Source organism: Ligilactobacillus agilis (genome assembly GCF_025311475.1).
Classification (GTDB): Bacteria; Bacillota; Bacilli; order Lactobacillales; family Lactobacillaceae; genus Ligilactobacillus; species Ligilactobacillus agilis.
This window is the reverse complement of sequence record NZ_CP104397.1, coordinates 1,720,311-1,742,803: the sequence shown is the minus strand read 5'-3', so window position 1 is coordinate 1,742,803 and position 22,493 is coordinate 1,720,311. Positions and strand designations below refer to the sequence as shown.

General features: G+C 40.2%; 22 protein-coding genes and 1 other annotated feature. Of the genes, 18 read left to right on the top strand and 4 right to left on the bottom strand.

Annotation, left to right across the window (positions count from 1 at the left end; genetic code table 11):
• Positions 1-11: 11 nt before the first annotated feature.
• The gene (locus N4597_RS08780; RefSeq protein ID WP_260903471.1) at positions 12-1,391 is read right to left on the bottom strand and encodes a hypothetical protein; all 1,380 of its coding nucleotides are present in this window, start codon (positions 1,389-1,391) and stop codon (positions 12-14) included.
• Between the two features lie 514 nt (positions 1,392-1,905).
• Between N4597_RS08780 and N4597_RS08775 the strand changes: the two genes are divergently transcribed.
• The 5 genes from N4597_RS08775 (at position 1,906) to N4597_RS08755 (ending at position 4,980) form a co-directional block, all read left to right on the top strand.
• Entirely contained in the window at positions 1,906-2,433 is a 528-nt protein-coding gene (locus N4597_RS08775; protein WP_260903469.1) for a hypothetical protein, read from the top strand.
• A gap of 71 nt (positions 2,434-2,504) precedes the next feature.
• A complete protein-coding gene (locus tag N4597_RS08770) occupies positions 2,505-3,272 on the top strand; it encodes a phage antirepressor (protein ID WP_260903467.1) in 768 nt (255 codons plus the stop codon).
• Between the two features lie 5 nt (positions 3,273-3,277).
• Positions 3,278-3,718 (top strand): DUF7768 domain-containing protein, encoded by a 441-nt coding sequence (locus N4597_RS08765; RefSeq protein WP_260903466.1) that lies wholly within the window; start codon positions 3,278-3,280, stop codon positions 3,716-3,718.
• Positions 3,711-4,403, top strand: a complete 693-nt coding sequence (locus tag N4597_RS08760) for a hypothetical protein (RefSeq protein WP_260903463.1) — start codon at positions 3,711-3,713, stop codon at positions 4,401-4,403. Before N4597_RS08765 ends, N4597_RS08760 begins: the two co-directional genes overlap by 8 nt.
• 115 nt (positions 4,404-4,518) lie before the next feature.
• Positions 4,519-4,980, top strand: coding sequence for a hypothetical protein (locus N4597_RS08755; protein ID WP_260903460.1), 462 nt, complete (start codon positions 4,519-4,521; stop codon positions 4,978-4,980).
• 77 nt (positions 4,981-5,057) lie between these two features.
• On the opposite strand, the gene N4597_RS08750 is transcribed toward N4597_RS08755, so the two are convergent.
• Positions 5,058-5,933, bottom strand: coding sequence for a LysR family transcriptional regulator (locus N4597_RS08750; protein ID WP_192944604.1), 876 nt, complete (start codon positions 5,931-5,933; stop codon positions 5,058-5,060).
• 123 nt (positions 5,934-6,056) lie between these two features.
• Between N4597_RS08750 and N4597_RS08745 the strand changes: the two genes are divergently transcribed.
• Both N4597_RS08745 and N4597_RS08740 read left to right on the top strand, forming a co-directional pair.
• Positions 6,057-6,626, top strand: a complete 570-nt coding sequence (locus tag N4597_RS08745; protein ID WP_260903457.1) for a DapH/DapD/GlmU-related protein — start codon at positions 6,057-6,059, stop codon at positions 6,624-6,626.
• Positions 6,627-6,631: 5 nt separating this feature from the next.
• On the top strand, positions 6,632-7,624 hold the full coding sequence (locus N4597_RS08740) for an alpha/beta hydrolase (RefSeq protein ID WP_089143848.1): 993 nt from the start codon (positions 6,632-6,634) through the stop codon (positions 7,622-7,624).
• Between the two features lie 177 nt (positions 7,625-7,801).
• Here N4597_RS08740 and N4597_RS08735 read toward each other — a convergent pair whose 3' ends face one another.
• Positions 7,802-8,956 carry an LCP family glycopolymer transferase gene (locus tag N4597_RS08735; protein ID WP_260903454.1) on the bottom strand — a complete coding sequence of 385 codons (1,155 nt, stop codon included), beginning with the start codon at positions 8,954-8,956 and terminating at the stop codon, positions 7,802-7,804.
• A gap of 257 nt (positions 8,957-9,213) precedes the next feature.
• On the opposite strand from N4597_RS08735, the gene N4597_RS08730 reads away from it, so the two are divergent.
• The 6 genes from N4597_RS08730 to N4597_RS08705 all read left to right on the top strand — a co-directional run bounded on the left by N4597_RS08730 (position 9,214) and on the right by N4597_RS08705 (position 16,544).
• The gene (locus tag N4597_RS08730) at positions 9,214-11,373 is read left to right on the top strand and encodes a PTS transporter subunit IIBC (protein WP_089143970.1); all 2,160 of its coding nucleotides are present in this window, start codon (positions 9,214-9,216) and stop codon (positions 11,371-11,373) included.
• A gap of 70 nt (positions 11,374-11,443) precedes the next feature.
• The gene (locus tag N4597_RS08725) at positions 11,444-12,241 is read left to right on the top strand and encodes an endonuclease/exonuclease/phosphatase family protein (protein WP_056975902.1); all 798 of its coding nucleotides are present in this window, start codon (positions 11,444-11,446) and stop codon (positions 12,239-12,241) included.
• 152 nt (positions 12,242-12,393) lie between these two features.
• The gene (locus tag N4597_RS08720; RefSeq protein WP_089144743.1) at positions 12,394-13,344 is read left to right on the top strand and encodes an AEC family transporter; all 951 of its coding nucleotides are present in this window, start codon (positions 12,394-12,396) and stop codon (positions 13,342-13,344) included.
• 15 nt (positions 13,345-13,359) lie between these two features.
• Positions 13,360-14,382, top strand: a complete 1,023-nt coding sequence (locus N4597_RS08715) for a DMT family transporter (RefSeq protein ID WP_260903451.1) — start codon at positions 13,360-13,362, stop codon at positions 14,380-14,382.
• Between the two features lie 218 nt (positions 14,383-14,600).
• The gene (locus N4597_RS08710; RefSeq protein ID WP_172580073.1) at positions 14,601-15,746 is read left to right on the top strand and encodes a C40 family peptidase; all 1,146 of its coding nucleotides are present in this window, start codon (positions 14,601-14,603) and stop codon (positions 15,744-15,746) included.
• A gap of 126 nt (positions 15,747-15,872) precedes the next feature.
• Entirely contained in the window at positions 15,873-16,544 is a 672-nt protein-coding gene (locus N4597_RS08705; RefSeq protein ID WP_089144740.1) for a 2,3-bisphosphoglycerate-dependent phosphoglycerate mutase, read from the top strand.
• A gap of 31 nt (positions 16,545-16,575) precedes the next feature.
• Here the strand turns inward: N4597_RS08705 and N4597_RS08700 are convergent, their stop codons facing one another.
• Entirely contained in the window at positions 16,576-17,391 is an 816-nt protein-coding gene (locus N4597_RS08700; protein ID WP_089144739.1) for a VOC family protein, read from the bottom strand.
• A gap of 220 nt (positions 17,392-17,611) precedes the next feature.
• Here N4597_RS08700 and rplK point away from each other — a divergent pair, with 220 nt between their 5' ends.
• The 5 genes from rplK to rplJ all read left to right on the top strand — a co-directional run bounded on the left by rplK (position 17,612) and on the right by rplJ (position 22,460).
• Positions 17,612-18,037, top strand: a complete 426-nt coding sequence (gene rplK, locus N4597_RS08695) for a 50S ribosomal protein L11 (RefSeq protein WP_050610906.1) — start codon at positions 17,612-17,614, stop codon at positions 18,035-18,037.
• Between the two features lie 110 nt (positions 18,038-18,147).
• A complete protein-coding gene (rplA, locus tag N4597_RS08690; protein WP_050610907.1) occupies positions 18,148-18,840 on the top strand; it encodes a 50S ribosomal protein L1 in 693 nt (230 codons plus the stop codon).
• Positions 18,841-19,047: 207 nt separating this feature from the next.
• Positions 19,048-21,114: a hypothetical protein gene (locus N4597_RS08685; RefSeq protein WP_260903446.1), complete on the top strand. Its 2,067-nt coding sequence runs from the start codon at positions 19,048-19,050 to the stop codon at positions 21,112-21,114.
• Complete coding sequence (locus N4597_RS08680; protein WP_260903444.1) at positions 21,107-21,748, top strand: ATP-binding cassette domain-containing protein; 642 nt, start codon at positions 21,107-21,109, stop codon at positions 21,746-21,748. The genes N4597_RS08685 and N4597_RS08680 overlap by 8 nt, the downstream gene beginning before the upstream one ends.
• A 56-nt stretch (positions 21,749-21,804) precedes the next feature.
• Positions 21,805-21,922, top strand: a sequence feature (ribosomal protein L10 leader region).
• A 34-nt stretch (positions 21,923-21,956) separates the two neighbouring features.
• A complete protein-coding gene (gene rplJ, locus N4597_RS08675) occupies positions 21,957-22,460 on the top strand; it encodes a 50S ribosomal protein L10 (RefSeq protein WP_050610909.1) in 504 nt (167 codons plus the stop codon).
• The last annotated feature ends 33 nt before the right edge of the window (positions 22,461-22,493 follow it).

The window sequence follows — 22,493 nt, the reverse complement described above, 5'->3', positions numbered from 1 at the left end:
CTCCTTTCCGATTAATAATTTTCTCCATCGTCCCAGTCATCGATAAATGCATCATACGGAAATGTTCCAGCAAACTGGTCGAGATGAAGCTTTACATACAAATTGCGTATTTTGGTTCTGGAACTTCCTAAAAAAGGAGTTGCAGAACCACTAGCTAAGAAGCTATTGCTTACATTGTTTAATTCTCCAAGTAACCCAAAAACATATGATTTTAAAGATGGATCAGCAAATGTATCTGCTTTTGACATCCATTTGGTTTCATACAAGTCTTTTATTTTAGATGGCAGAGTCATGTCGATTAATGACTCAGCATAGTTTTCTCCGATGAGAGTAACCATGATTTCGTCATAATCTGCAGTGAATTCTTCAAGCAGTAAAATGTCCGCCGAAGAGTATGGAGACTCATTTGTAGTTTGCTTACTCGGAATCTCAAGTGCGTTCATATCTGTATTATCCTCGGGGATTGGATATAAACGCACATAAATATCTTTCATTTCAGTTCGCTTTTTTATAGTCTCTGGCCGAAGGACATCACGTAGCTGATTACCTTCTTCAATGGATTCGTTCCTAAACCAAAGAATATCAGTATCAGGAATCCATCGTAAAAACTTATCTGAAATGTAGTAAGTGTAATCTCCAAGTACCTGCATTGCATCAACTACAAGCTTTCTTAAACAGGCATCTTGAATTTTTCGCACATCATATTTCCATGATTGAAGAAAATCATTAATTTCGTCAGCAAGTGATAACTTTGTTCCTTCTCCTGTAGGGTCATGATCCATACAATATGTGAGAAGGGGTTCAACCTGACTTTTGAATCGTTCAAGAAAGGCATAATCTTTTGGATTTAGTCTATTCTCGTCAAGCATGTCAGTTGAAGTAGTGGGACCAACTAAATTTGAAATAGCATTACCCCATACATCCGCAATAGCCTGTCCTGAAGCCAAGACTTTCTCGGTAAGAATATCATGTGGCGTTTTTTCACTGTCTTTTTTAGCACTCTTCGGAGTGCTTTTTCTTTTTTGCACAGCAGTCGTTGTAAGAATCTCTTCAAACAAATATGCGATTTTCTTTGAAGCATTGTACAGGTTTATATCTTCTATATGAGTTTGAAAAGCATCGCACAACCTTTGCCTTGTTGCTTTTTGAAAACTATTTAAATACGAAATGAACTGTTCCGGCTCAATGTGTGGTAAAACACGCTTTGCTATATTTGTAATTTTAGTATTGCCATTGTAATAGGCCTTAAAAGTGTTTTCACTTATATCTTCAATTTGTAAAAGACCCTCTTCAGTGATGATTGATTCAAACAGTGTTTTGGTAAAAACATGAGTGCTGTATGAACCACCGATGATGGGTTTTAGTATTTCTGCAAATTCTGTGAATTCCATAATCCACCTCTTTCTTCATTACACCCAAGACTACCGAAGCCTACCAGCCACTACCAAGTTCTACCGACCCACTTATCTATAATGTGAAGTGTAAAAAGCAAACAGCGAGCGCTTGCTACTTGTAAGGCTGTATTGGGAAATTGTTCTACCCAATATTATATCAGAAAGGAACCCAAAAATCTACGTTTTCGCAGTTTGTTAATATGCGTTCGCAGAGATAATTTACAAATGCAGTTATTTTACCTCTCTGACCTTTAGTTGAGTTCATTAGGTGAATTCAACTAAGTGCCAGAGGCACTTAAAAATAAATATCACAAGGCCTGATTAGCTATAAGGGCATTGGGATACAGATATCGGCATCAATCACAGGACAACCTGTGAAAGGTGCGATAGAAGTACCCTTATTTCCTTATGCTCTTTTTCAGGCATTTCATGGGTCGGTACTTCTATAAGCAACGACCCTATTTGTTTCCTATGCCCTTCTGCAAGAACCAGGCAGAAAGGCAGGAACTTTATGAAAATCAAGATTCGTTACGAGAACGAGTATCAGACACTTGAGGTCGAAAACATGGAATTGGAGAAATGGTTAAATATCTCCATTTCAGAAGAAGAAAGTCAGGAAGACTACGAAAAGAGAATCCAAGATGTAATCGAAGAGAGATTTAACAGACCCGATTACAACAGTTGGCACAAGCATGACCGTCATACAGGAAATGCAAAGATGAAGAACAAAGAGGGTGTTATTGAAGTTAACACCGAAGAGGCAATTATGGCCAAAGCAATCGACCAGTCTGTTTTCACAAGAGATATCGATGGACTGGAAGAGCGAATGGATCATGAATGGCAGTACAAACATTATTGCTCTCATATAAGAGAAATTTTAAAGCCGGACGCAGCAGAAATGGTTATTGCGATTGTTCTTTATGGCATGACCGTTGGCGAGTATGCAGCTTCAATCGGTGAAGATGCCAACAATGTCAGTCATCGTTACAGACGTGCAATCAAAAAATTAAAAAAAGTTTTTTCAAAAACGTCCTTTTAACCCTTCTCCCAAGGCTACCAGGTAGGAGGGTGACACCTCCAAAGAATTTTATTTTGAAGGAGGTAATTCGTATGGAATTACAAGTATTTAACAGCACAGAGTTTGGCTCTCTAAGAACAGCAACTGTAAACGGTGAGGTTATGTTTGTCGGCAAGGATGTAGCAGACATTCTCGGGTACCAGAACGGTAGTCGAGATATTAACCGTCATGTAGATGAAGAGGACAGACATAAAGTCATGCTCTTTGATGGTAACCAGGATAAGGGAACCATCATTATCAACGAGTCTGGTCTTTACAGTCTTATCCTTTCAAGCAAGATGCCTAATGCGAAGAAGTTCAAACATTGGGTAACTGCAGAGGTTCTTCCGGCTACCCGTAAGCATGGAATGTATGCCATCGATGAGATTTTGGAAAATCCTGATCTTGCGATTGCAGCACTTACACAGCTTAAAGAAGAGCGTGAGAGAAGAAAACAGCTTGAATGTCAGACGCTTATTCAGCGTCAGCAGATTGCAGAGATGCAGCCAAAGGCAAGCTACTATGACCTTATTTTACAGAACAAGAACACAGTTCCTATTACACAGATTGCAAAGAACTACGGTATGAGTGGTCGCAAGTTCAACGCACTTCTTCACGAACTTGGAGTTCAGTACAAGTTCAGAAAGACCTGGCTTTTATATCAGCAGTATGCAGAATGCGGATACACACAATCACGTACCTATGCAATTGATGAGAGCAGAAGTGTGATGCATACCTATTGGACACAGAAGGGCAGACTTTTCCTTTATGACCTTCTGAAGAACGAAGGCATCTTACCAGTCATTGAACAGGAGGATTAAAAGATATGGGCATTGATAAGTTTAATCATGAGGGTTATTCCGACCCGACTACATATGAGGCTCTTACCAATATCCATCGTGAAGAAGTGGCAGCTGATAAAAAGGCTGTCTATCTTCCGTTGGTATATGTTTGCAGTCCGTATGCAGGTGATATCGAAAATAATGTAAAGAATGCAAAAGCATACAGCAGATATGCCGTTAAGGAGAATGCTATCCCAGTAACACCTCATCTTCTTTATCCAAAGTTCATGGATGACGGCAATGAGACAGAGCGAGAGATGGCCATGCATTTCAATTATGTACTTCTTGGTAAATGCACGGAACTTTGGGTATTTGGTGGAGTGGTAAGTCGTGGCATGGCTCGTGAGATTGGTGTTGCCAAGAAAAGAAGAATGAAAATCAGATGGTTTGACCATGCGATGAAGGAGGTAAACGAATATGATTAATTTCACTATATACACAGCAGATTGTGTCGGTAATAGCGGGAACTGCCTGTATCCCAATAAGATGATTGTTACCGACAAGGACTTCTTTATTGCAGCAACAAAGATGGATCATGTAACCGCAAAGTATAAAGGGAATTATCGCAGTAAGGACAACTTCAAGTTTTCGGATTGCATTCCACTTGACTGTGATAATGACCATTCAGATAACCCGGATGAATGGGTAACTCCCCTTGATATAGCACTTGAAATACCGGGTGTTGCTTTTGCTGTATCGTATAGTAAACACCACAACATTTCAAAGGGAGATAAGTCTGCTAGACCAAGATTTCATATCTTCTTCCCTATTGAGATTATATCGGATGAGCAGGAGTATGCAGATATGAAACGCAGGATTGCAGACACTTTTCCTTATTACGATACCAATGCTTTAGACTCTGCAAGATTCCTTTATGGCAATGACTCTGATGAAGTAGAGTTCTATGAAGGGGATAAAACCATTCTTGATTATCTGGAAGAGGATGACTTTGCTGACTTCGATGCAAGCCTTGAGCAGGTTCCGGAAGTTAAGCGTCGTATTTATGTTAGGAACATTCTTTCTTTCTGCTGGTTCATACGATGCATTATTCTAAAACTTATAAGCGGGCTTAATAAAGATGCAAAGTTAGAAAGAGAAGAGATATTTTGACTAAAGCAAAATCTAGTGAAAAGGTAGGAATTTTTTATGAAAAAGGCTTTTACCATTGCGACGTTGAGAAAGAAAATCAGCAGCAGTCAAACAAAAGAAATTGAAAACCTTTTGGTTGAGCTGTACCGGACGGACTAATACTACAGCTAGTCGGCAAATTGATGTGTTCTTTAACGCTAATTCACTTGAGGATGAGTATCAGGAAGCTAAAAAGCGGATCACAAAGGCTTTTGATAATCCTAGTAAAATTCCCAACTTAAGCACTGTTAAACGAAATATTAGCGACTTTAAAAAATTTAATCCGCCTGCAGAAAAGGTGATAGATTTAGAACTAATCTATGTAACTAACCTAGCTGAATTTTTGGAAAGTTTTGACGGACCGGACTCTTACTACAAGTCATTGCTTTCCGTTACTAATACCTTAGCGCTTAACTGTATGCAAGCAAACCTCAGCTTAACTGAGTCACAAACTAAGCAGTTAAAGGTAGTGCTAGATCTGTTACTCGAGTATGGCTGGGAACCAGAGTATTATGTGTTTGACATATTGGATTTACCGTATGAGCAACTGTGGTATTAGATGCTATGCTTAAAAATAACCCGCTGAAGTCCAAGCTACTGGACATTCAGCGGGTTATTTTAGTTTGATATAAATATTTAACTAGAGATTAGTTTTTTTAGTTCTGTCAAAAGTAACGTAGCGGTTTTAGATAAAGTTTTATTCCTTGACCAAATAATCTTCATAGGTGAGGAAATAGTAGGAGTTATTTCTTTGAAAATGAGTTCATTCGCGTTAGTGTTTACTAAATGCTTAAAGCAAAGGGCATAACCTAAACCTTCTTTTACAAAGAGGCTAGCATTGTATAGCAAGTCATATGTTCCAACGATGTTCAAATGAGCTTGGATGCTTTTTAAATCATTGGGCATCTCGTCAGAAAAGCCTTGTCTTGAAATGATTAGAGGTAATTTTGAAATATCAGCAATACTTACGTTGTTTTTAGCTGCTAAAGGACTGTCTCTCCGCATTAAAAGTCCCCAAGTATCTAGGTAGGGTAAACTTAATGAGTTAAAGGAAGAAGTGTCAAGGCTCTGTACGGTTACAGCAAAGTCTAATAGGCTATTATTTAGTCTTTCAACTACTGTTTGGAAGTTGCCGCTGTAAATATGAAACTTAATGTTGGGATATTTTTGTTTCAGTACTTTGACGGCTTTAGCAATAATGGTTATCCCGTAAGATTCGGCGCAGCCAATATATAAATCACCTCCATTAAAAGCGCTCATAGCTTGAAATTCAGTCTTGGTTTTTTGGACAATTCCCAAAATATCCAGTGCTCTTTTGTAAAGGATTTTTCCTTCAGGCGTAAGGTTGATACTGTGGTTGGAACGGTTAAATAATTTTTGACCAAGTTCACTTTCTAAATCTTTTAATTGTTTTGAAAGTGTTGGTTGTGTAAGATGCAATTTTTTAGCTGCTTTGGTCATGTTTTGTTGATTAGCCATTTCTACAAAATACTTTAAAACTCTGATTTCCATATTGATTCCCCCTTAGGTTATTATACGTCTAGATATAGACAAAATGAATATCTAATAATAAATTATAAGTATTTTATATTTTAAAGATAGAAGTATATAATACGCTTACAAGGAGGGGTTAAGATGGAGTTAGCAAATTTTTTAGAAGCTATGGCGGCTGAAAAAGAGGTTATTGCAGGCTCAAAAGAACATCAATTCATGTCTTATTTATCGCAAGAGGCTCTTAAAGTCACGATGGAGTTGAACAATAAATATCATACCAGTGAGGAAATTAGAGTATTGATGGAAAAATTGACTGGTAGAAAAATAAATGAAAGCTTTAGGATGTTTCCCCCTTTTTATACGGATTGTGGGAAAAATATCAAATTAGGTAAGAATGTTTTTATCAATGCTGCTTGTATATTTCAAGACCAAGGTGGAATTGAAATTGGAGATGGTACGCTCATAGGTCATAATGTGGTAATGGCCACACTTAATCATAACCTAAAAGTAAAAGATAGGGGAAATGTTATTCCTAAAGCAATCAAAATTGGCAAAAATGTGTGGGTTGGAGCTAATGCGACTATTTGTCAAGGCGTAGAAATTGGGGACGGAGCTGTTATTGCAGCTGGCGCTGTAGTTACGAAAAATGTAGCGAAAAACACAGTAGTCGCCGGTGTTCCAGCAAGGTTTATCAAAAATGTTGAGGAGTGATTGATATGGTGAAAAAAGAGGAATTAACTTTAGTAACTGAATGGGATAAGGTATTTCCTAAAAGCAAGCTAGTAAGGCACATGAAGGTAACGTTTATTAATCGTTATGGAATCACACTTGCAGCTGATTTGTATGAACCGAAAAATCCTAATGGAAAACTTCCAGCGATAGCGATAAGCGGTCCCTTTGGAGCTGTGAAAGAACAGTCTTCAGGTTTATATGCACAGCAGCTAGCAGAACGAGGTTTTTTAACAATGGCATTTGATCCCTCCTTCACTGGTGAAAGTGGAGGCAACCCTCGAAATATGGCCTCACCTGATATCAATACAGAAGATTTTCAAGCGGCAGTTGATTTTTTAAGTAATTATGAAGGGGTCGATGCTGATAAAATAGGTATTGTCGGAATTTGTGGTTGGGGTGGCCTAGCACTTAACGCTGCTGCGCTTGATACACGTATCAAAGGGACCGTTGTGTCTACAATGTATGATCTAACTAGGGTAGCGGCCAAAGGTTATTTTGACTCTGAGAATAACGAAGAAGCTAGGTATGAAATAAAAAAGAAATGGAACGAACAAAGGACAAAAGATTATCAAGTGGGATACTATGAAAGAGCAGGAGGAGTAGTTGACCCGTTACCTGAGGATGCTCCCCAGTTTGTGAAAGACTATTATGCTTACTATAAGACAGACCGTGGTTACCATAGTCGGTCGCTCAATTCAAATCAAGGCTGGAATATAATAGGCACTATGTCATTTATTAATCAACCCATCTTAGAGTATAGCAATGAAATTCGCAGTGCAGTCCTTATTATGCACGGTGATAAAGCACATAGCTATTATATGGGCAAAGATGCTTATAAAAATATGGTGAAAGATAATCCGTATTCTGCTAATAAAGAGTTTCTTTCAATTAAAGGGGCAACGCATACTGACTTATATGACAATGTGGGAGTAATTCCCTTTGCAAAAATACAGAAATTTTTTGAAGAAAATCTGTAGTGAGTTTTTTATGACAAAGAAGTTAAATTAGAGTTAAGGTGGTCTAGTCTCTAAAAAATTAGTTGGAATAATAATTCTTACCGTACACATTTTTAAATAGAGCGACTTGATTAGTCATAGAAATAACCCGCTGAAGTCCAAATTACTGGACATTCAGCGGGTTATTTTAGTTATGGACTAGTAGTCGTAGGTACTAGTGCTGTAGGAGTTACCGTAAGAATCACTGTAAGTGTTGTCGTAGGTAGAAGTCGTGGTAGACGTGCTGTCGTAACTATCGTCATAGTCAACGCGCCCAGTGAACTCGGCATCGGATGGTTCCAGGCCTAATTCATTTCTGATACGGTCGGAATTCTTTTGCTTAACTGCTGCAGAAGCGACTTGATAAGAAGCACCGTCAATCATGGCTTCCTCACCCTGAACGGCATAGGACTTAATGCTTTGGCCGGCAGCTTTGTATTCGGAAATGATGGTCATAATATCATCGTAAGTCAAATCGGTTTTCATATTTTCTTCTAGTGTATTGAGGAGTTCCTTGTAAGAGGAAAGGGTTGAAACTGAGAGTGACTTTTTAATGATGGCCGTGATGATTTGGCGTTGCCGCTTTTGCCGCCCGTAATCTCCGAGGGGATCATCGTAACGCATCCGCGAATAAGAGAGGGCTTCCTTACCGTTAAGGGTAACCTTCTTACCCTTGGTTACGTGTGCATCTTCGTAAGAGAAGGTTAATGGCGGAGTAACGGTCACACCGTCAATAGCATCAACAATCTTAGTTAACCCTCCCATGTTGACAAGCACGTAGAAGTCAATTGGGATGTGGAAGGTATTTTGAACTGTCTTGATGGCAGTTGAAACGCCACCGATTGTATAGGCAGCGTTGATTTTATCGTAACTATCGATTGAACCAGGAACCTTAACTTGAAGATCCCGCGGGATAGAAGTTAAGGTAACGCGCTTAGTAGATGGGTTAATGGTAGCAACGATAAGGGTATCTGTGCGTCCTTTATCAGTTCTTCCTAAATCACCAGTATCGGTTCCTAAGAGAAGAATTGAAATCGGTTTTTTGGCTTTTAAAACCTTTGAAACGTTACGCGATTTTTTGATATTAGTAGCAGTATAGGTTTCGTTAACAGCACTTTTAGCATTGGCTAACATGTGGTAGAGGTAGGCGCCACCGCCGTAGAAAATGACTAAGGCAAGCACCAGTAAAATTGTGAACAGACGCTTGCGTTTACGATGGGGGCTGATAAGAACGTGCTGTGAACTATGACCGCGATGTTCACGCCGGGGGGGAATATCGTTCGGCCGATAGTCATGTTGGTTTTTATTGTTCATAAATAACTCCTTATGTAAATGTAAAAATCCACTATAAGTCATTATACACGGGTAGACCTAAAATTAAAACTAATGGTAATTTTTTTACAGATATTTAAGAATTGAAATGCGGTATCAAAGCCGAAAAATCAACTCTTTTAAGCTAGAGAAAAAATTTTCCTAGAAAGAAAAGGTTTACATTGAAGCGCAAACAAGATATAATAAATTCAACGAAACCGGTTGCGTAAATTTTACGCAACAGAAAAAGGAGACTTAATATGAAGAAAATATTTAGCTTTGAATTTTGGCAAAAATTCGGTAAAGCTTTAATGGTGGTCGTAGCTGTTATGCCAGCAGCTGGTTTAATGATTAGTATTGGGAAGACAATTCCTTTAATCAACCCACACGTAACAGCCTTAGTTACGACTGGTGGCGTGGTTGAAAACATTGGTTGGGCAATTATTGGCAACTTACATATTCTTTTTGCATTGGCTATCGGTGGTAGTTGGGCTAAAGAAAAAGCTGGTGGTGCCTTTGCAGCTGGGATTTCCTTCATTTTAATCAACCGGATTACTGGTTCTATTTTTGGGGTTACTAGCGAAATGCTAAACGATCCTAAAGCTTACACACATACTTTGTTTGGAACCAAAATCATGGTTAAAGGTTTCTTTACCAGCGTTTTGGAAGCGCCCGCACTAAACATGGGGGTTTTCGTCGGAATCATTGCCGGTTTTATTGGGGCAATGGCTTATAACAAGTATTATAACTACCGTAAATTACCCGATGCTTTATCATTCTTTAATGGTAAGCGCTTCGTTCCTTTCGTAGTTATCTTATGGTCATTAATTTGTTCTTTGATTTTAGCCGTCGTTTGGCCAACAATTCAAGGTGGTATCAACAACTTTGGGTTATGGATTGCGGAATCACAAGATAATGCTCCTATTTTGGCACCGTTCTTATACGGGACGCTAGAACGTTTGCTCCTCCCATTTGGTTTGCACCACATGTTAACAATTCCTATTAACTACACTGCCTTAGGGGGAACTTATGAAATCTTATCTGGTCCGCAAGCAGGGACTCATGTTTTCGGGCAAGACCCACTATGGTTAGCCTGGGCAACTGATTTAGTTAACCTTAAGAATGCTGGCGATATGAGCCAATATCACTATGTATTAACTCACTGGACCCCAGCTCGTTTCAAGGTAGGACAAATGATTGGGGCCACAGGGATTTTGATGGGGATGACACTTGCAATGTACAAGAACGTTGACCCTGACAAGAAGCATCTTTACAAGTCAATGTTCTTCTCAGCTGCTTTAGCCGTTTTCTTAACTGGGGTAACAGAACCACTTGAATTCATGTTCATGTTTGCAGCCGTACCATTGTACGTTGTTTACGCCTTCATTCAAGGGGCTGCCTTTGCAACAGCCGACCTGGTTTCATTGCGGGTTCACTCATTTGGTAACATCGAATTGCTAACCCGGACACCACTGGCAATTAAAGCCGGTCTTGGTGGAGATTTACTCAACTTTGTTTGGGTTTCAATTCTCTTTGGGGTGTTCACTTACTTCTTAGCTAACTTCTTGATTAAGAAATTTAATTTTGCAACTCCAGGCCGAAACGGTAACTACGATTTAGATACAGGTGACAATGCTAGCGGAACTGGTGCACCAGTTGAAGGTAATGATCAAGCCTTTGCCATCATCAACCTTTTAGGTGGTAAAGCTAACATTGAAGATGTGGATGCATGTATGACCCGTCTACGTGTGACTGTAAAAGATAAAGCTAAAGTTGGTAGCGAAGATCAATGGAAAGCAGTCGGTGCAATGGGACTTATCACTAAAGACAACGGGGTTCAAGCTGTTTATGGACCTAAAGCTGACGTGTTGAAATCAGATATTCAAGACATTTTAGACTCTGGAATGGAAATTCCTAACGTGGTAGTTGATGCAGCTGCTGCTAAAAAAGAAACAGTGGCTAAGGGTGCTCAAGCCGAAGTAGTAGCTGTAGCCAATGGGGAAGTAATGCCAATTACTGAAGTTAATGACCCTGTTTTCTCAGGAAAGATGATGGGTGATGGTTATGCTGTTAAACCAGCGGATGGAAAGATTGTTTCCCCAGTTGCTGGTCAAGTTAAGAGTCTTTTCCCAACCAAGCATGCGATTGGCTTAGAAACAGCCGCGGGCATGGAAGTGTTAGTTCATATGGGAATTGACACTGTTTCCTTGGAAGGTAAGCCATTTACTTTAATGGTTAAAGAAGGAGACCAAGTAGAGGCTGGCCAAGAGTTGGCTCAAGTTGATCTAGCCGCCTTAGCTGCTGCGGGTAAGGAAGATACAATGATTGTTGCCTTCACTAACGTTGACCAAGTAACATTTACTTTAGATAAGACTGGCAAGCAAACTGCTGGAACTGTAATTGGTCAAGCCAAAGGTTAATTAATAAAGATGGGGACATAACTTAAGTTCATGTCCCTGTTTTTTGATATTGGGGAAAGGAAGATTGAATATGAAAGTGATGACTTTAAATACACATAGCTACATTGAGAGCCAACCGCTGGAAAAACTAGCGCAGATAGCGACCTATATAAAGGAAGAAAACCCAGATATAGTTGCTTTACAAGAAATTAACCAATTAATTACTTCTAAGGAAATAGAGGGTGACGACTATTTTTGCCCCTTAGCCAACCAAGTTCCGCTTCATGAGGATAATTTTGCCTACCTTTTAGTTAGCCGCTTGCGAGAATTAGGCTTAAATTATTACTGGTCTTATAGTTATACCCACATTGGTTATGACACCTACCAAGAAGGGTTAGCGCTATTGAGCAAAGAAAAGTTAATTAGCACAGAGCAAGTAACTTCTAATCCCAGCTACGTTGGAAAATTGACTCGTAAAATTTTAGTGGGGCAAACTAGTCAAGCCACCTTTGTGGTGGGACATTATTCGTGGGCAGGCAAAAATGGGTTTGACTACGAATGGGCTAAAACAAAAGCAGCGCTTAAGGGGCAAAAACAGCCCCTGGTAATAATGGGAGATTTCAATAACCCCCCAGAAAGTTCTGCCCACCAACAAATTAGGGAGGCTAACTTAGGGTTGGTGGATAGTTTCCAGGTGGCTGCTAAACGTTACGGTGAGCACACGGTAGTGAAAGCTATTGATGGTTGGCAAGATAATGAAGGACAGCTGCGGATTGATTACGTCTACCTCAGTGATACTTTTAAAGTGTCTAAGTATCAGGTGATTTTTGATGGGCAAACTAGTCCGCAAGTTAGTGATCATTTTGGAATCTTAGTTGAAATAGAGTAGCTAAATAGCCTAGGAGCGGTTGCTTCCTAGGCTATTTTAATATGCCTAAAAATCTTTTTTAGTTAGAACGTTTTCATTACAAAACGATTAAAAATAATGGCTTAATGTATGATATACTAGGGGGCATGTAGGGACGAAAGAAGTGAAGATATATGCAGGTTTTTTACCATAGTATTTCAGGAGTGCTAGTCATTTTAGTAATGATTATTGTGGGCTACGTTTTGACTGAAAGAAAGTGGTTTGACGGGCGTTCTAGCGGATTGATTGCGCGATTAGTAACTCAAGTGGCACTGCCTTGTTACATGTTGGATACAGTTACTAGTAAGTTCACTGCCCATGAATTATTGAAGATGCTACCAGAATTGAAATACCCGGCCCTCTCGATGACAATCTTGATGGCTTTAGCGATGGCAATTGCCCGGATTTTTCGAGTGGATAAGAGTCGGCGTGGGGTATTTACCTCAATGTTTTTCAATTCAAATACGGTTTTTATCGGGCTCCCGATTAACGAAGCGCTATTTGGTAATCAAAGCATTCCGTATGTCTTAGTCTATTACATGTGTAATACAACCTTTTTTTGGACAATTGGGACCTACTTTATCCAACGGGATGGTCGCGGACAAAAGGCACGGCTAGATTTAAGGCAGGTTATCAGAAAGGTATTCTCGCCGCCGCTACTAGGATATATTCTAGGGGTAATCTTGGTCTTTTTAAGGGTCAAAATCCCGACCTTTATTCAAAGTGACCTCCACTATATTGGTGGGTTGACAATTCCCTTATCTATGATTTTCATCGGAATTGCGGTCTCTAACGCCGGTTTAGGGCGGTTGACCTTGCATAAGGATAACTTACTAATCTTAGGGGGACGCTTTCTAGTTGCGCCTGCACTAATGGCTTTGTTGGTAATGCAGGCACCGATGCCCCTCTTGATGAAACAGGTCTTTATTTTACAGGCGGCGATGCCGGTTATGACTAACGCGCCGGTAGTAGCAAAATTGTACGGGGCTGACGCTGAGTATGCCGCAGTAATGGTGACAGAAACTACTTTAATGACAATGGTTGTTGTCCCTATCTTAATGGTAATAACTCAAAATCTTACATAGGAAGAAGTTTTATTTGTGAAAAAAACCATTATTTACATTTGCTTATCAACTTTTCTGTTTAGTTCAATGGAAATTGCTTTAAAGGTTGCTGGAGCGACTTTTAATCCGATTCAGTTAAACTTAATTCGCTTTTTTATCGGGAGTTTGGTCTTACTTCCAATTGCTCAAGCTAGCTTAAGTAAGCTAAAACGGAAATTAACAAGGGCAGATTGGAAAATCTTTTGGCTGACGGGTTTTTGCTGTGTGATTGTTAGTATGACCCTCTTTCAATTAGCCGTTGCAGCTACTAAGGCTTCAACCGTGGCAGTGCTTTTTAGTTGCAATCCCGTATTCGCCTTATTATTTGCCTTTTTACTTTTACGGGAGCGCATGAGTCGGGCAAGCTTTATTTCAGTGGTAGTTTCTTTAATTGGGCTAGTTGTGATTATTGATCCAGCCCACCTTTCTCAACCAGTTGGAATTGTATTGGGCCTCCTTTCAGCGGTAACATTTGGTTTTTATTCAATTGTGTCACGCTACGGTTCAAATAAGCTTGGCTTAAACGGAGTTGTTATGACCGCTTATACTTTTGTTGCTGGAACGATTGAACTATTAGTTCTCTCATTAGTAACCCACTTACCATTTGTTGCTCGAAGCTTAGCAACTATTCCAGCCTTAAAGACGTTTGCAAACCTACCTATCTTGGCTAATATTACAATTGGCTCCTTGCCTTTGTTGCTTTACCTAGGAATTTGTGTGACCGGTGGGGGCTTTGCTTTTTACTTTATGGCAATGGAAAATTCAGACGTTTCAACTGCTTCCTTGGTCTTCTTTATTAAACCAGGGTTAGCGCCGATTTTAGCTGCCATCTTAATTCACGAAAAAATTCTGCCTACTACAATCATTGGGATTGTAATTATCTTGATTGGTTCAGTGATTACCTTTGTGGGCAATAGAACCGTGGAAGATACTAGTGTAGTTAATAAACTTCCAGAAGAAAAAGAAGTGGTGGCTGAAGAAGATAAGTTAGGCCACTATACTACACATTTGAAACATTAATAATGTGGTAAGGCACTTACAAGTCCTGCGGGTTTGTAAGTGTTTTTTGTCGTTTATATTACTAAATTGAAATATAACTGTAATATTAGTGGGGTTATAAGCTTTTTTAGTCAGTAACTGTAAATTTACTGTAATAGCGTAAAAGTATTTATATGCTAAAATATTATTCGTAGCCGTTTGAACGGTAAATGAATTGTATTTTAGGAGAGTATATAATTATGAAGAAATTAGGATTGAAAAAGGTTGCTGTGATGGCAGCAGCGGCTTTCACAGTTTTAGGGGTAGCAACAAGTGCCTCAGCTGATACCCAATCAGATTTAGACGCTGTTAAAGCTAAAATCGCTGAAACAGAAAAGAAGGTTTCAGAAGGTCAAGTTGCTTTATCTAAGTTGGAAAGTCAAGAAGCAAAGACTTCTCAAGAAATTGCAACTTTGAAGAAGAACATCGCTGCACGGTCTGAACAATTAGCTGACCAAGCTCGGGCAGCCCAATTAAATGATGCAGGGTCTATGCTTGAATTTGTGGCTAACTCAGATTCTGTAACAGAAGCCGTTAGCCGGACAGTTACAGTGGCGACTGTGGTTCGTGCTAATAACCAAACTTTAGCAGACCAAAAGGCTGACAAAGAAAAGTTAGCTCAAAAGCAAACCGACTTACAAGCTGCTGCTGAAAAGCAAAAGGAACAAAACAAGGAATTAGCTCAAGCCCGGGCTGACTTAGCTGTTCAAAAGACTGACTTGGAAGCTAAGAAGGCTAGCGAAGATGAAGCTAAGGCCAAAGCAGAAGCAGCTAAGAAGGCAGCTGAAGAAGCTGCTAAGCAAGTAGCTGCTGCTAAGAGTACTGACGATGCAGAAAAGGCTGCTAACCAAGCAGAAGCTGCTGCTGCTTCAGTATCATCCTCAAGCAACAATGCTAACAATAACAGTAACAACCAAGCTGCTAGTCAAACTACTAACCAAGCAAGCAGTCAAGCCGCTTCAACTAGTGCTGCGCCAGCTGCTTCAAGTGTTAACTCTAGCTCAGTTTTAGCAATGGCTGATTCATTGACTAAGATGCACATTCCATATGTATGGGGTGGTTCAAGTCTTTCAGGTTTTGACTGTTCAGGTTTAACCCAATATGTTTACGGCCACTTTGGTAAGTCACTTGCTCGGACTGCTGCTGCTCAAGCTGCACAAACTACCCGGATTCCTGTTTCCCAAGCACAACCTGGAGACCTCTTATTCTGGGGTGAAGGTGGCGGTGTTTACCACGTAGCAATCTACGTTGGTGGCGGTAGTTACATCCACGCACCTACATTTGGCCAATTTGTTAAGTATGGTTCCATCTCTGGTTGGGCTCCATCATTTGCAGGTCGTCTCTAATTTAATACAATTCACTTAAAAGGAAAGCTAACTTAGCCAGCGGCGTTAAGTTAGCTTCTTTTTTATACACTTAATAAGTGTGGTATAATTTGGGCTAGAAGAGTGTGAGAAAGAAAGGATAAGTAGATGGTAAAATTAGTGCTCATCAGACATGGGCAAAGCATCGCTAACAAAGAAAACGTGTATACCGGGTGGAATGATGCCCCTTTAACTGAACTAGGTGTGAAGCAAGCAATTCTTGCTGGCCAAGCACTAGCGCAAAACGAGTTAAAGTTTACTGATATTCACACCTCGCTTTTAGGTCGGGCAATCAAAACAGCCAATCTGGTAGCAGAGGCGTGTCACCAACTGTATCTGCCCTTGCATAAAACTTGGCGCTTAAATGAGCGACACTATGGTGCCTTAAGGGGACTAAATAAGGATGATACGCGTAAAATTTATGGCAAGCATCAAGTTGCCTTGTGGCGTCGGTCCTTTTATGCCGTTCCCCCAGCCTTAGCCAAGCCTGATTTAGAGCGGCGTTATGCTAACCTTGATCCTAGAAGTATTCCCACGGCGGAGAGTTTAGCCCAAGCCCTAGACCGAATTATGCCTTACTGGCAAGACGAGATTGCCCCTAAATTATTGGTAGGTAAAAATCAACTAGTAGTTGCACATGGGTCGACGCTTCGAGCTTTAATCAAGTACTTAGAGTCAATTAGTGACGAAGGCATTGACGGCTTAGAGGTCGAAAACTGCCAGCCGATTATCTATGAATTAGATGGTCAGTTAAAGATTGTCAAAAAGGAAATTATCTAGTAAAAGCGGACCAAAATAGTCCGCTTTTATTTTAGCTAATGATTAACTCAATTCCGTTTGGGTCTGTGAGGGCTAGTTTGGTGGCTAAATTACGGTAGGGGTAATTATTAACATCTAGTTGTTCTCTCACTAGGTCTAGGTCGGGAACAGTGAGTGCATAGGTCCCCAAGCCTAGCTGGTTTCGGGACCTGATTGTTAGCTTGGCCCTAGTCCAGGTATTAGCGGCCAAATGGTGGTGGTAAAGTCCGTAAGCCAAAAAGTCAGCTTGCTTCATGCTACTTTTAAGTTCAAAGCCTAAGTTGTGTTGGTAAAAAGTCCGGTTGGCTTTGAGGTCGGTGACCTGAAGGTGGATATGACCTAACTTAGTATTTTGAGGTAGTCCGGTCCGATTGTCAGCAAGTTCTAAGAGCCGGGTGCCATCTAGCTCTTCTGTTACCCCGATGATTTGACCGTTGGCGCGGATGTCCCAATTGGAAAGGGGCTTATCCCAATAAATCTCAATCCCGTTATCTTCGGGGTCTTGTAAGTAAAGCGCTTGGCTGTAACCATGGTCTGCTCCGCCTAGTAGGGGGGTATTAGTTACTAGTAAGTGCCGCAAGATTCCACCTAGACTAGCTTGGTCTGGAACTAAAAAGGCGGTGTGGTAAAGACCGGCTACCTGCTGACGGGTTTGGCCGACTTGTTCTTTAAGAATTAAGAGGGGGCGGCCAGCTAGTCCTAAAATAACTTGCTTAGATGCTTTTTCTAAGATATCTAAACCAAGGTGGTGGTGATAGTAGTTAGTCACGTTAGCTAGGTTAGTAACGTTTAAAAGGTAGGAAGTAATTACTGTTTCTTGGTTATACATAAGGTGACCTCGCTTTTCTTAATATTTAATAATTGTAAACTCATTATAACAATTTTACTTATAAAAAGTAAGTTATTTTAGGTTACAAATAAATTTTCTAAAAGGCTTGCAAACTTATTTTTACTATGCTATATTTTATGGGTATGCTTTATGCGTACTCGTGGGAGGTCAAATTTTAAGACCATCCGAACCACACACGGAATACAAGGAGGTTTTTACCGTGGCAAAAAACGTAGTCAACGTTGTTAAATTACAAATTCCTGCTGGGAAAGCAACTCCAGCTCCCCCAGTTGGTCCTGCTTTAGGTCAAGCAGGTATTAACATCATGGGATTCACTAAGGAATTTAACGCTCGGACAGCTGACCAAGCTGGTATGATTATCCCTGTTGTTATCAGCGTATATGAAGACCGTTCATTCGACTTCATTACTAAGACACCACCTGCTGCTGTTTTACTTAAGAAAGCTGCTGGTGTAGAAAAGGGTTCTGGCGAACCTAACATGAAGAAGGTTGCGACTGTAACTAAGGCTCAAGTTAAGGAAATCGCTGAAACTAAAATGCAAGATCTAAACGCTGCAGACGTTGAAGCTGCTATGCGCATGATTGAAGGTACTGCACGAAGCATGGGCTTTGTTGTAGAAGACTAATTTTATTCTTTCTACGGCCATGCTTCTCAGTCGGACACTTCGTGAAAACGGCTGTGTCAAGTGGGAGGTATATCCGATAGACCACATATTGCAAGGAGGAAAATTCACTAATGGCTAAAAAGAAAAGCAAGAAATATTTAGAAGCTGCAAAGCAAGTTGAAGCAGGTAAGAACTACACTGCTAACGAAGCACTTGCATTGGTTAAGAAAATCGACTTTGCTAAGTTCGACGCAACAGTTGAAGTTGCCTTCAACTTAAACGTTGATACAAAGCAAGCTGACCAACAATTACGTGGTGCCGTTGTTTTACCAAACGGTACTGGTAAAGATCAAAAGGTTGTTGTATTTGCTAAGGGTCCTAAGGCTAAGGAAGCTCAAGAAGCTGGTGCAGATGTTGTTGGTGACGACGACTTAGTTGCACAAATCCAAGATGGTTGGTTGGACTTTGACGTAGCAATCGCAACTCCAGACATGATGGCTCAAGTTGGTCGTTTAGGTCGTGTCTTAGGACCTAAGGGCTTAATGCCAAACCCTAAGACTGGTACTGTTACAATGGATGTTGCTAAGGCTGTTTCAGAATCAAAAGCAGGTAAGGTAACTTACAGAACTGACCGCGACGGTAACGTTCATGTTCCATTAGGTAAGGTATCATTTAGTGAAGAAGCACTTGAAGGTAACTTCAAGACTATCTACGACGTAATTGCTAAGGCTCGTCCAGCTGCTGTTAAGGGTCAATACATCAAGCATGTATCCTTTGCATCAACATTCGGTCCTAGTGTAACTGTTGATTTAGCTTCACTTTAATCTTTGATTAGAGTCCCCCGTGAGAGAAGGGTAACCTTTTCTTACGGGGGTTTTCTTTTGGTCTTACATGTGTTAGATAGCCCTAAAATTAACCGAATACGTTGGAAAAGCGACCGAATAGGGTGAATTTGAAACAAGTGGCAATTTTTTTGTTAAGATAAACTCTGTATGTGGTTTTATTATTTTAATTACCATTGGAGGAAAAAGATGAGTGCAAAAAAATGGTTGTTAGGCTTAATTGTGCTGATGAGCATGCTTACCGGACTGACAAGTTTTTATCTGAATCAGTACCAACAACAAGTACAATTAGCGACCCAACAACAAGATTTGAGCAAGCACTTTACCGCCTTGCGCTTGCCGGCGGACCTGTTGATTAATTCAGCTACAAAGCAACGGTTGATTTTTTCGGCCTTAAATAAAAGTGCGTCTAAATATCACTTAAATTATTTAGAGAAGTGTGCAGACGTGGGTTACAGTTACGATTGGCTTGGATTAAAGCCCACTTCTAATTATCACAACCACTACACCTTCTACGTTCACCACCTAGCAACGAGTATGATTACCGGTAATTTTGGGGATTTAGGTACACAAAAAGACTACTACCGCTATACGTATCCCTACCTTAAAGGTTATCAAGTAACTTTAAAACCTTTGAATGAAGCTAAACCGCTTCGGGCCCAATATGAGGGGATATACTTTGTGGAAACCCGCAATCAAGCTAGGTATGACGCCTTTCTAGCCGATTTCAATCAGCAGATCAACCGCAAGTTCAAGAAGCACTATGCTAGTGGTGATTACCAGCCAAGAGATGAAGAGCAGTTATTAATACCGCATTTTTATTTTAGTGACACCCTAGCTAGTATTAATGATTACTTATTGCTATTTAGTTTGCTAGCCTTGGTTATTTACTATTTTTTAGAGCAGGCTAGCGTAAAGTTGTACAAACTTAATGGCTATTCTTTGCCATTGACGGTAATAACAGTTATGAAAGTGCCGGGCTTGCTACTAACAGTAACGACTGGACTAAGTCTGACGGTGCTTTTAGTAGCAGGTGGGGTGGCGGAAAGTTTTATCGTCCTTAATATCTTCTTTTGGCAACTGTTAGTTTCGCTAGGGACAATTACGGTGCTTTACATAGTCAGCTTGGATGAACTTAAGGAAAAGTTGCTAGAAATTGGAAGTTTTTTAGGCTTATTTAGCTTGAAGTTTTTAGTGGTGGCTCTTTCCTTTGTAAGCCTGTTTAATATTGCTGAAGCAACTATTAGTGGCTTTAAATCTGTACAGGTTAACCAAGTGAAAAAAGATTACCTGTGCTTTTATCCCCTTCAAGTTGGACGCAATCCGGTTGGTGACGTTGATAATTATTTGCGCGGTGGCAAAAGATTGTATTACTTAGCTGCTAAGGAGAAAATCTTATATATTGATTCAGGGGCGGCTTCTTACAAACAACCGGCCGATGTTGCCCGTGCTAAAACTTCCGTGACGATGAATAATTACTATTTGGATGCTTACCCACTAAAAGATATTCATGGTCATAAAATCACGGTTAAGCCAAGTGAAAACCGGCTGGTTATTTTGCTTCCTAAAGACCGACGTAACCAAGAACGGGCGGCCTTGACTTACATAAAAAAGTACGTTCAAGCAAGTAATAAGCCCCTCAAGGTAATTTACACTGACCCAAAGTATAACCAGTCTAGCTATGATGCCCTTAATCAACGGGCAATGGATGATGAGATTGTGTATGTTGTGACTAGCAAAAGTCTGACAACCTATCTTAATATTTTGAACGGTTCTCCTAGAGATGGGTTAATGATTCCGCTTGAAGGCTCAGAGAAAGCTCTCCGTCAGAAATGGCTTAAGCGAATGAAAGAGGTTAATTTAGAAGATAATTTTCCCCAATTGATCCGTTATAGCCAAGCCGACCGAGCAGAATTTAGGCAGGAGTTGACTGATTTAGGTGAACATGTGGTTGAGAATTTATTCTACTTGTTAACCTTAATCTTGTTGAGTGGCTACTCGTTAGGAAGCTACCTTAAGTTATTTGCCCGGGAAATTAGGTTAAAACGCAGTTACGGTTATAGCCGTTTCAAAGCCTATCAGTCCTATTGGCTATTGCTACTAGGTCAATATTTATGTATAGGAACCTACGGAATAGTTAGGGTTATCCAGGGAGCTGATGGGTTAAATTTGTTGGTGGTGTTAGCGATAATCAGCTTGATAGAACTAGCAGTCACTGGGCTAGCATTGAGAAAGGTTGAGGCAGAAAATGACTAGGACGTTAATCGAAGTTAGGGGCTTAACTAAAAGTTATGGCAAGCAGCTAGTGTTTCAAGATTTAAATTTAGCCATTCAAGAACATAGTTTGACGACCATCTATGGGCCAAGTGGTGTTGGCAAGACGACGCTTTTAAAAATTATGGGGGGACTAGCGACTTATCAGGCAGGAAATGTTTTATTTAATGGTCAGGTAGTCCCAGCTAAAGGGGCAAGGGCAACGCGTTATCGGCGGGAGCATTTGGCTTATGTATTTCAAGATTATGGCTTGCTTGAGGAGCAAACGATTGCGGCTAACTTAAAGATTGCACTGGCTTACCAAAAGCTAACTAAAAAAGAAAAAAATCTCAAGATGAATGAAGCTCTAAAACAAGTTGGGCTGAGCTACCGCTTAAAAACTAAGGTGAAACTGTTATCCGTGGGCGAGAAGCAACGGGTTGCGCTTGCCCGGGCTTTACTTGCCAAGGGGGAATTAGTTTTAGCTGATGAACCGACTGGGTCCTTGGATTTGAATTTACGCAACCAGGTGGCTGAGCTCTTTATCAAATTACGTTCCCTAGGGAAGACGGTGGTAATCGTTAGTCACGATCCTTACTTTAAGGAAATTAGCGACCAAGTAATTGAATTAAAATAATTTCAAAAAAGCCTTGACGATTTTGTTTGAAAATGATATGCTATTGAAGGTCAATTTTTTAAATTATGATTCTACCGAAGACTCAGGTGGTGTAAACCTTAATATCCTGCCGAGGAGACTTGAATGAACTCTCTCTCTATGTCTTCGTGAACATAGGGTTTTTTATTTTATAAGAAACCTTGACACAATGACTAGGAGGTGAATCTAAGTGAGTGAAAAAATTATCGCAAAGAAGGCTGCTATCGTTGACGAAGTTGCTGAAAAGTTCCAATCAGCTGTTTCAGTAGTTGTCGTTGACTACCGTGGTTTAACAGTTGAACAAGTAACTAACTTACGTAAGGACTTACGTGAAGCTGGCGTTGAAATGCGTGTTATCAAGAACACATACTTGAAGCGTGCTGCTGATAAGGTTGGTTACGAAGGCCTTGATGAAACTTTCACAGGCCCTACAGCTGTGGCATTTTCTTCTGAAGATGTTGTCGCTCCAGCTCGTATCATGGCTAAATATGCCGAAGATATCGAAGCATTGGAAATTAAGGGTGGTATGATCGAAGGTAAGGTTGCTTCTCTTGAAGAAATCAACGCTTTGGCCAAATTACCAAACCGCGAAGGTATGCTTTCAATGTTACTTTCCGTATTACAAGCTCCTGTTCGCAACTTCGCTTATGCAGTTAAGGCTGTTGCTGACAGTAAAGATGAAGATGCAGCTTAATGCGTCTTTAGCATAACTATTTTAACTAATTAT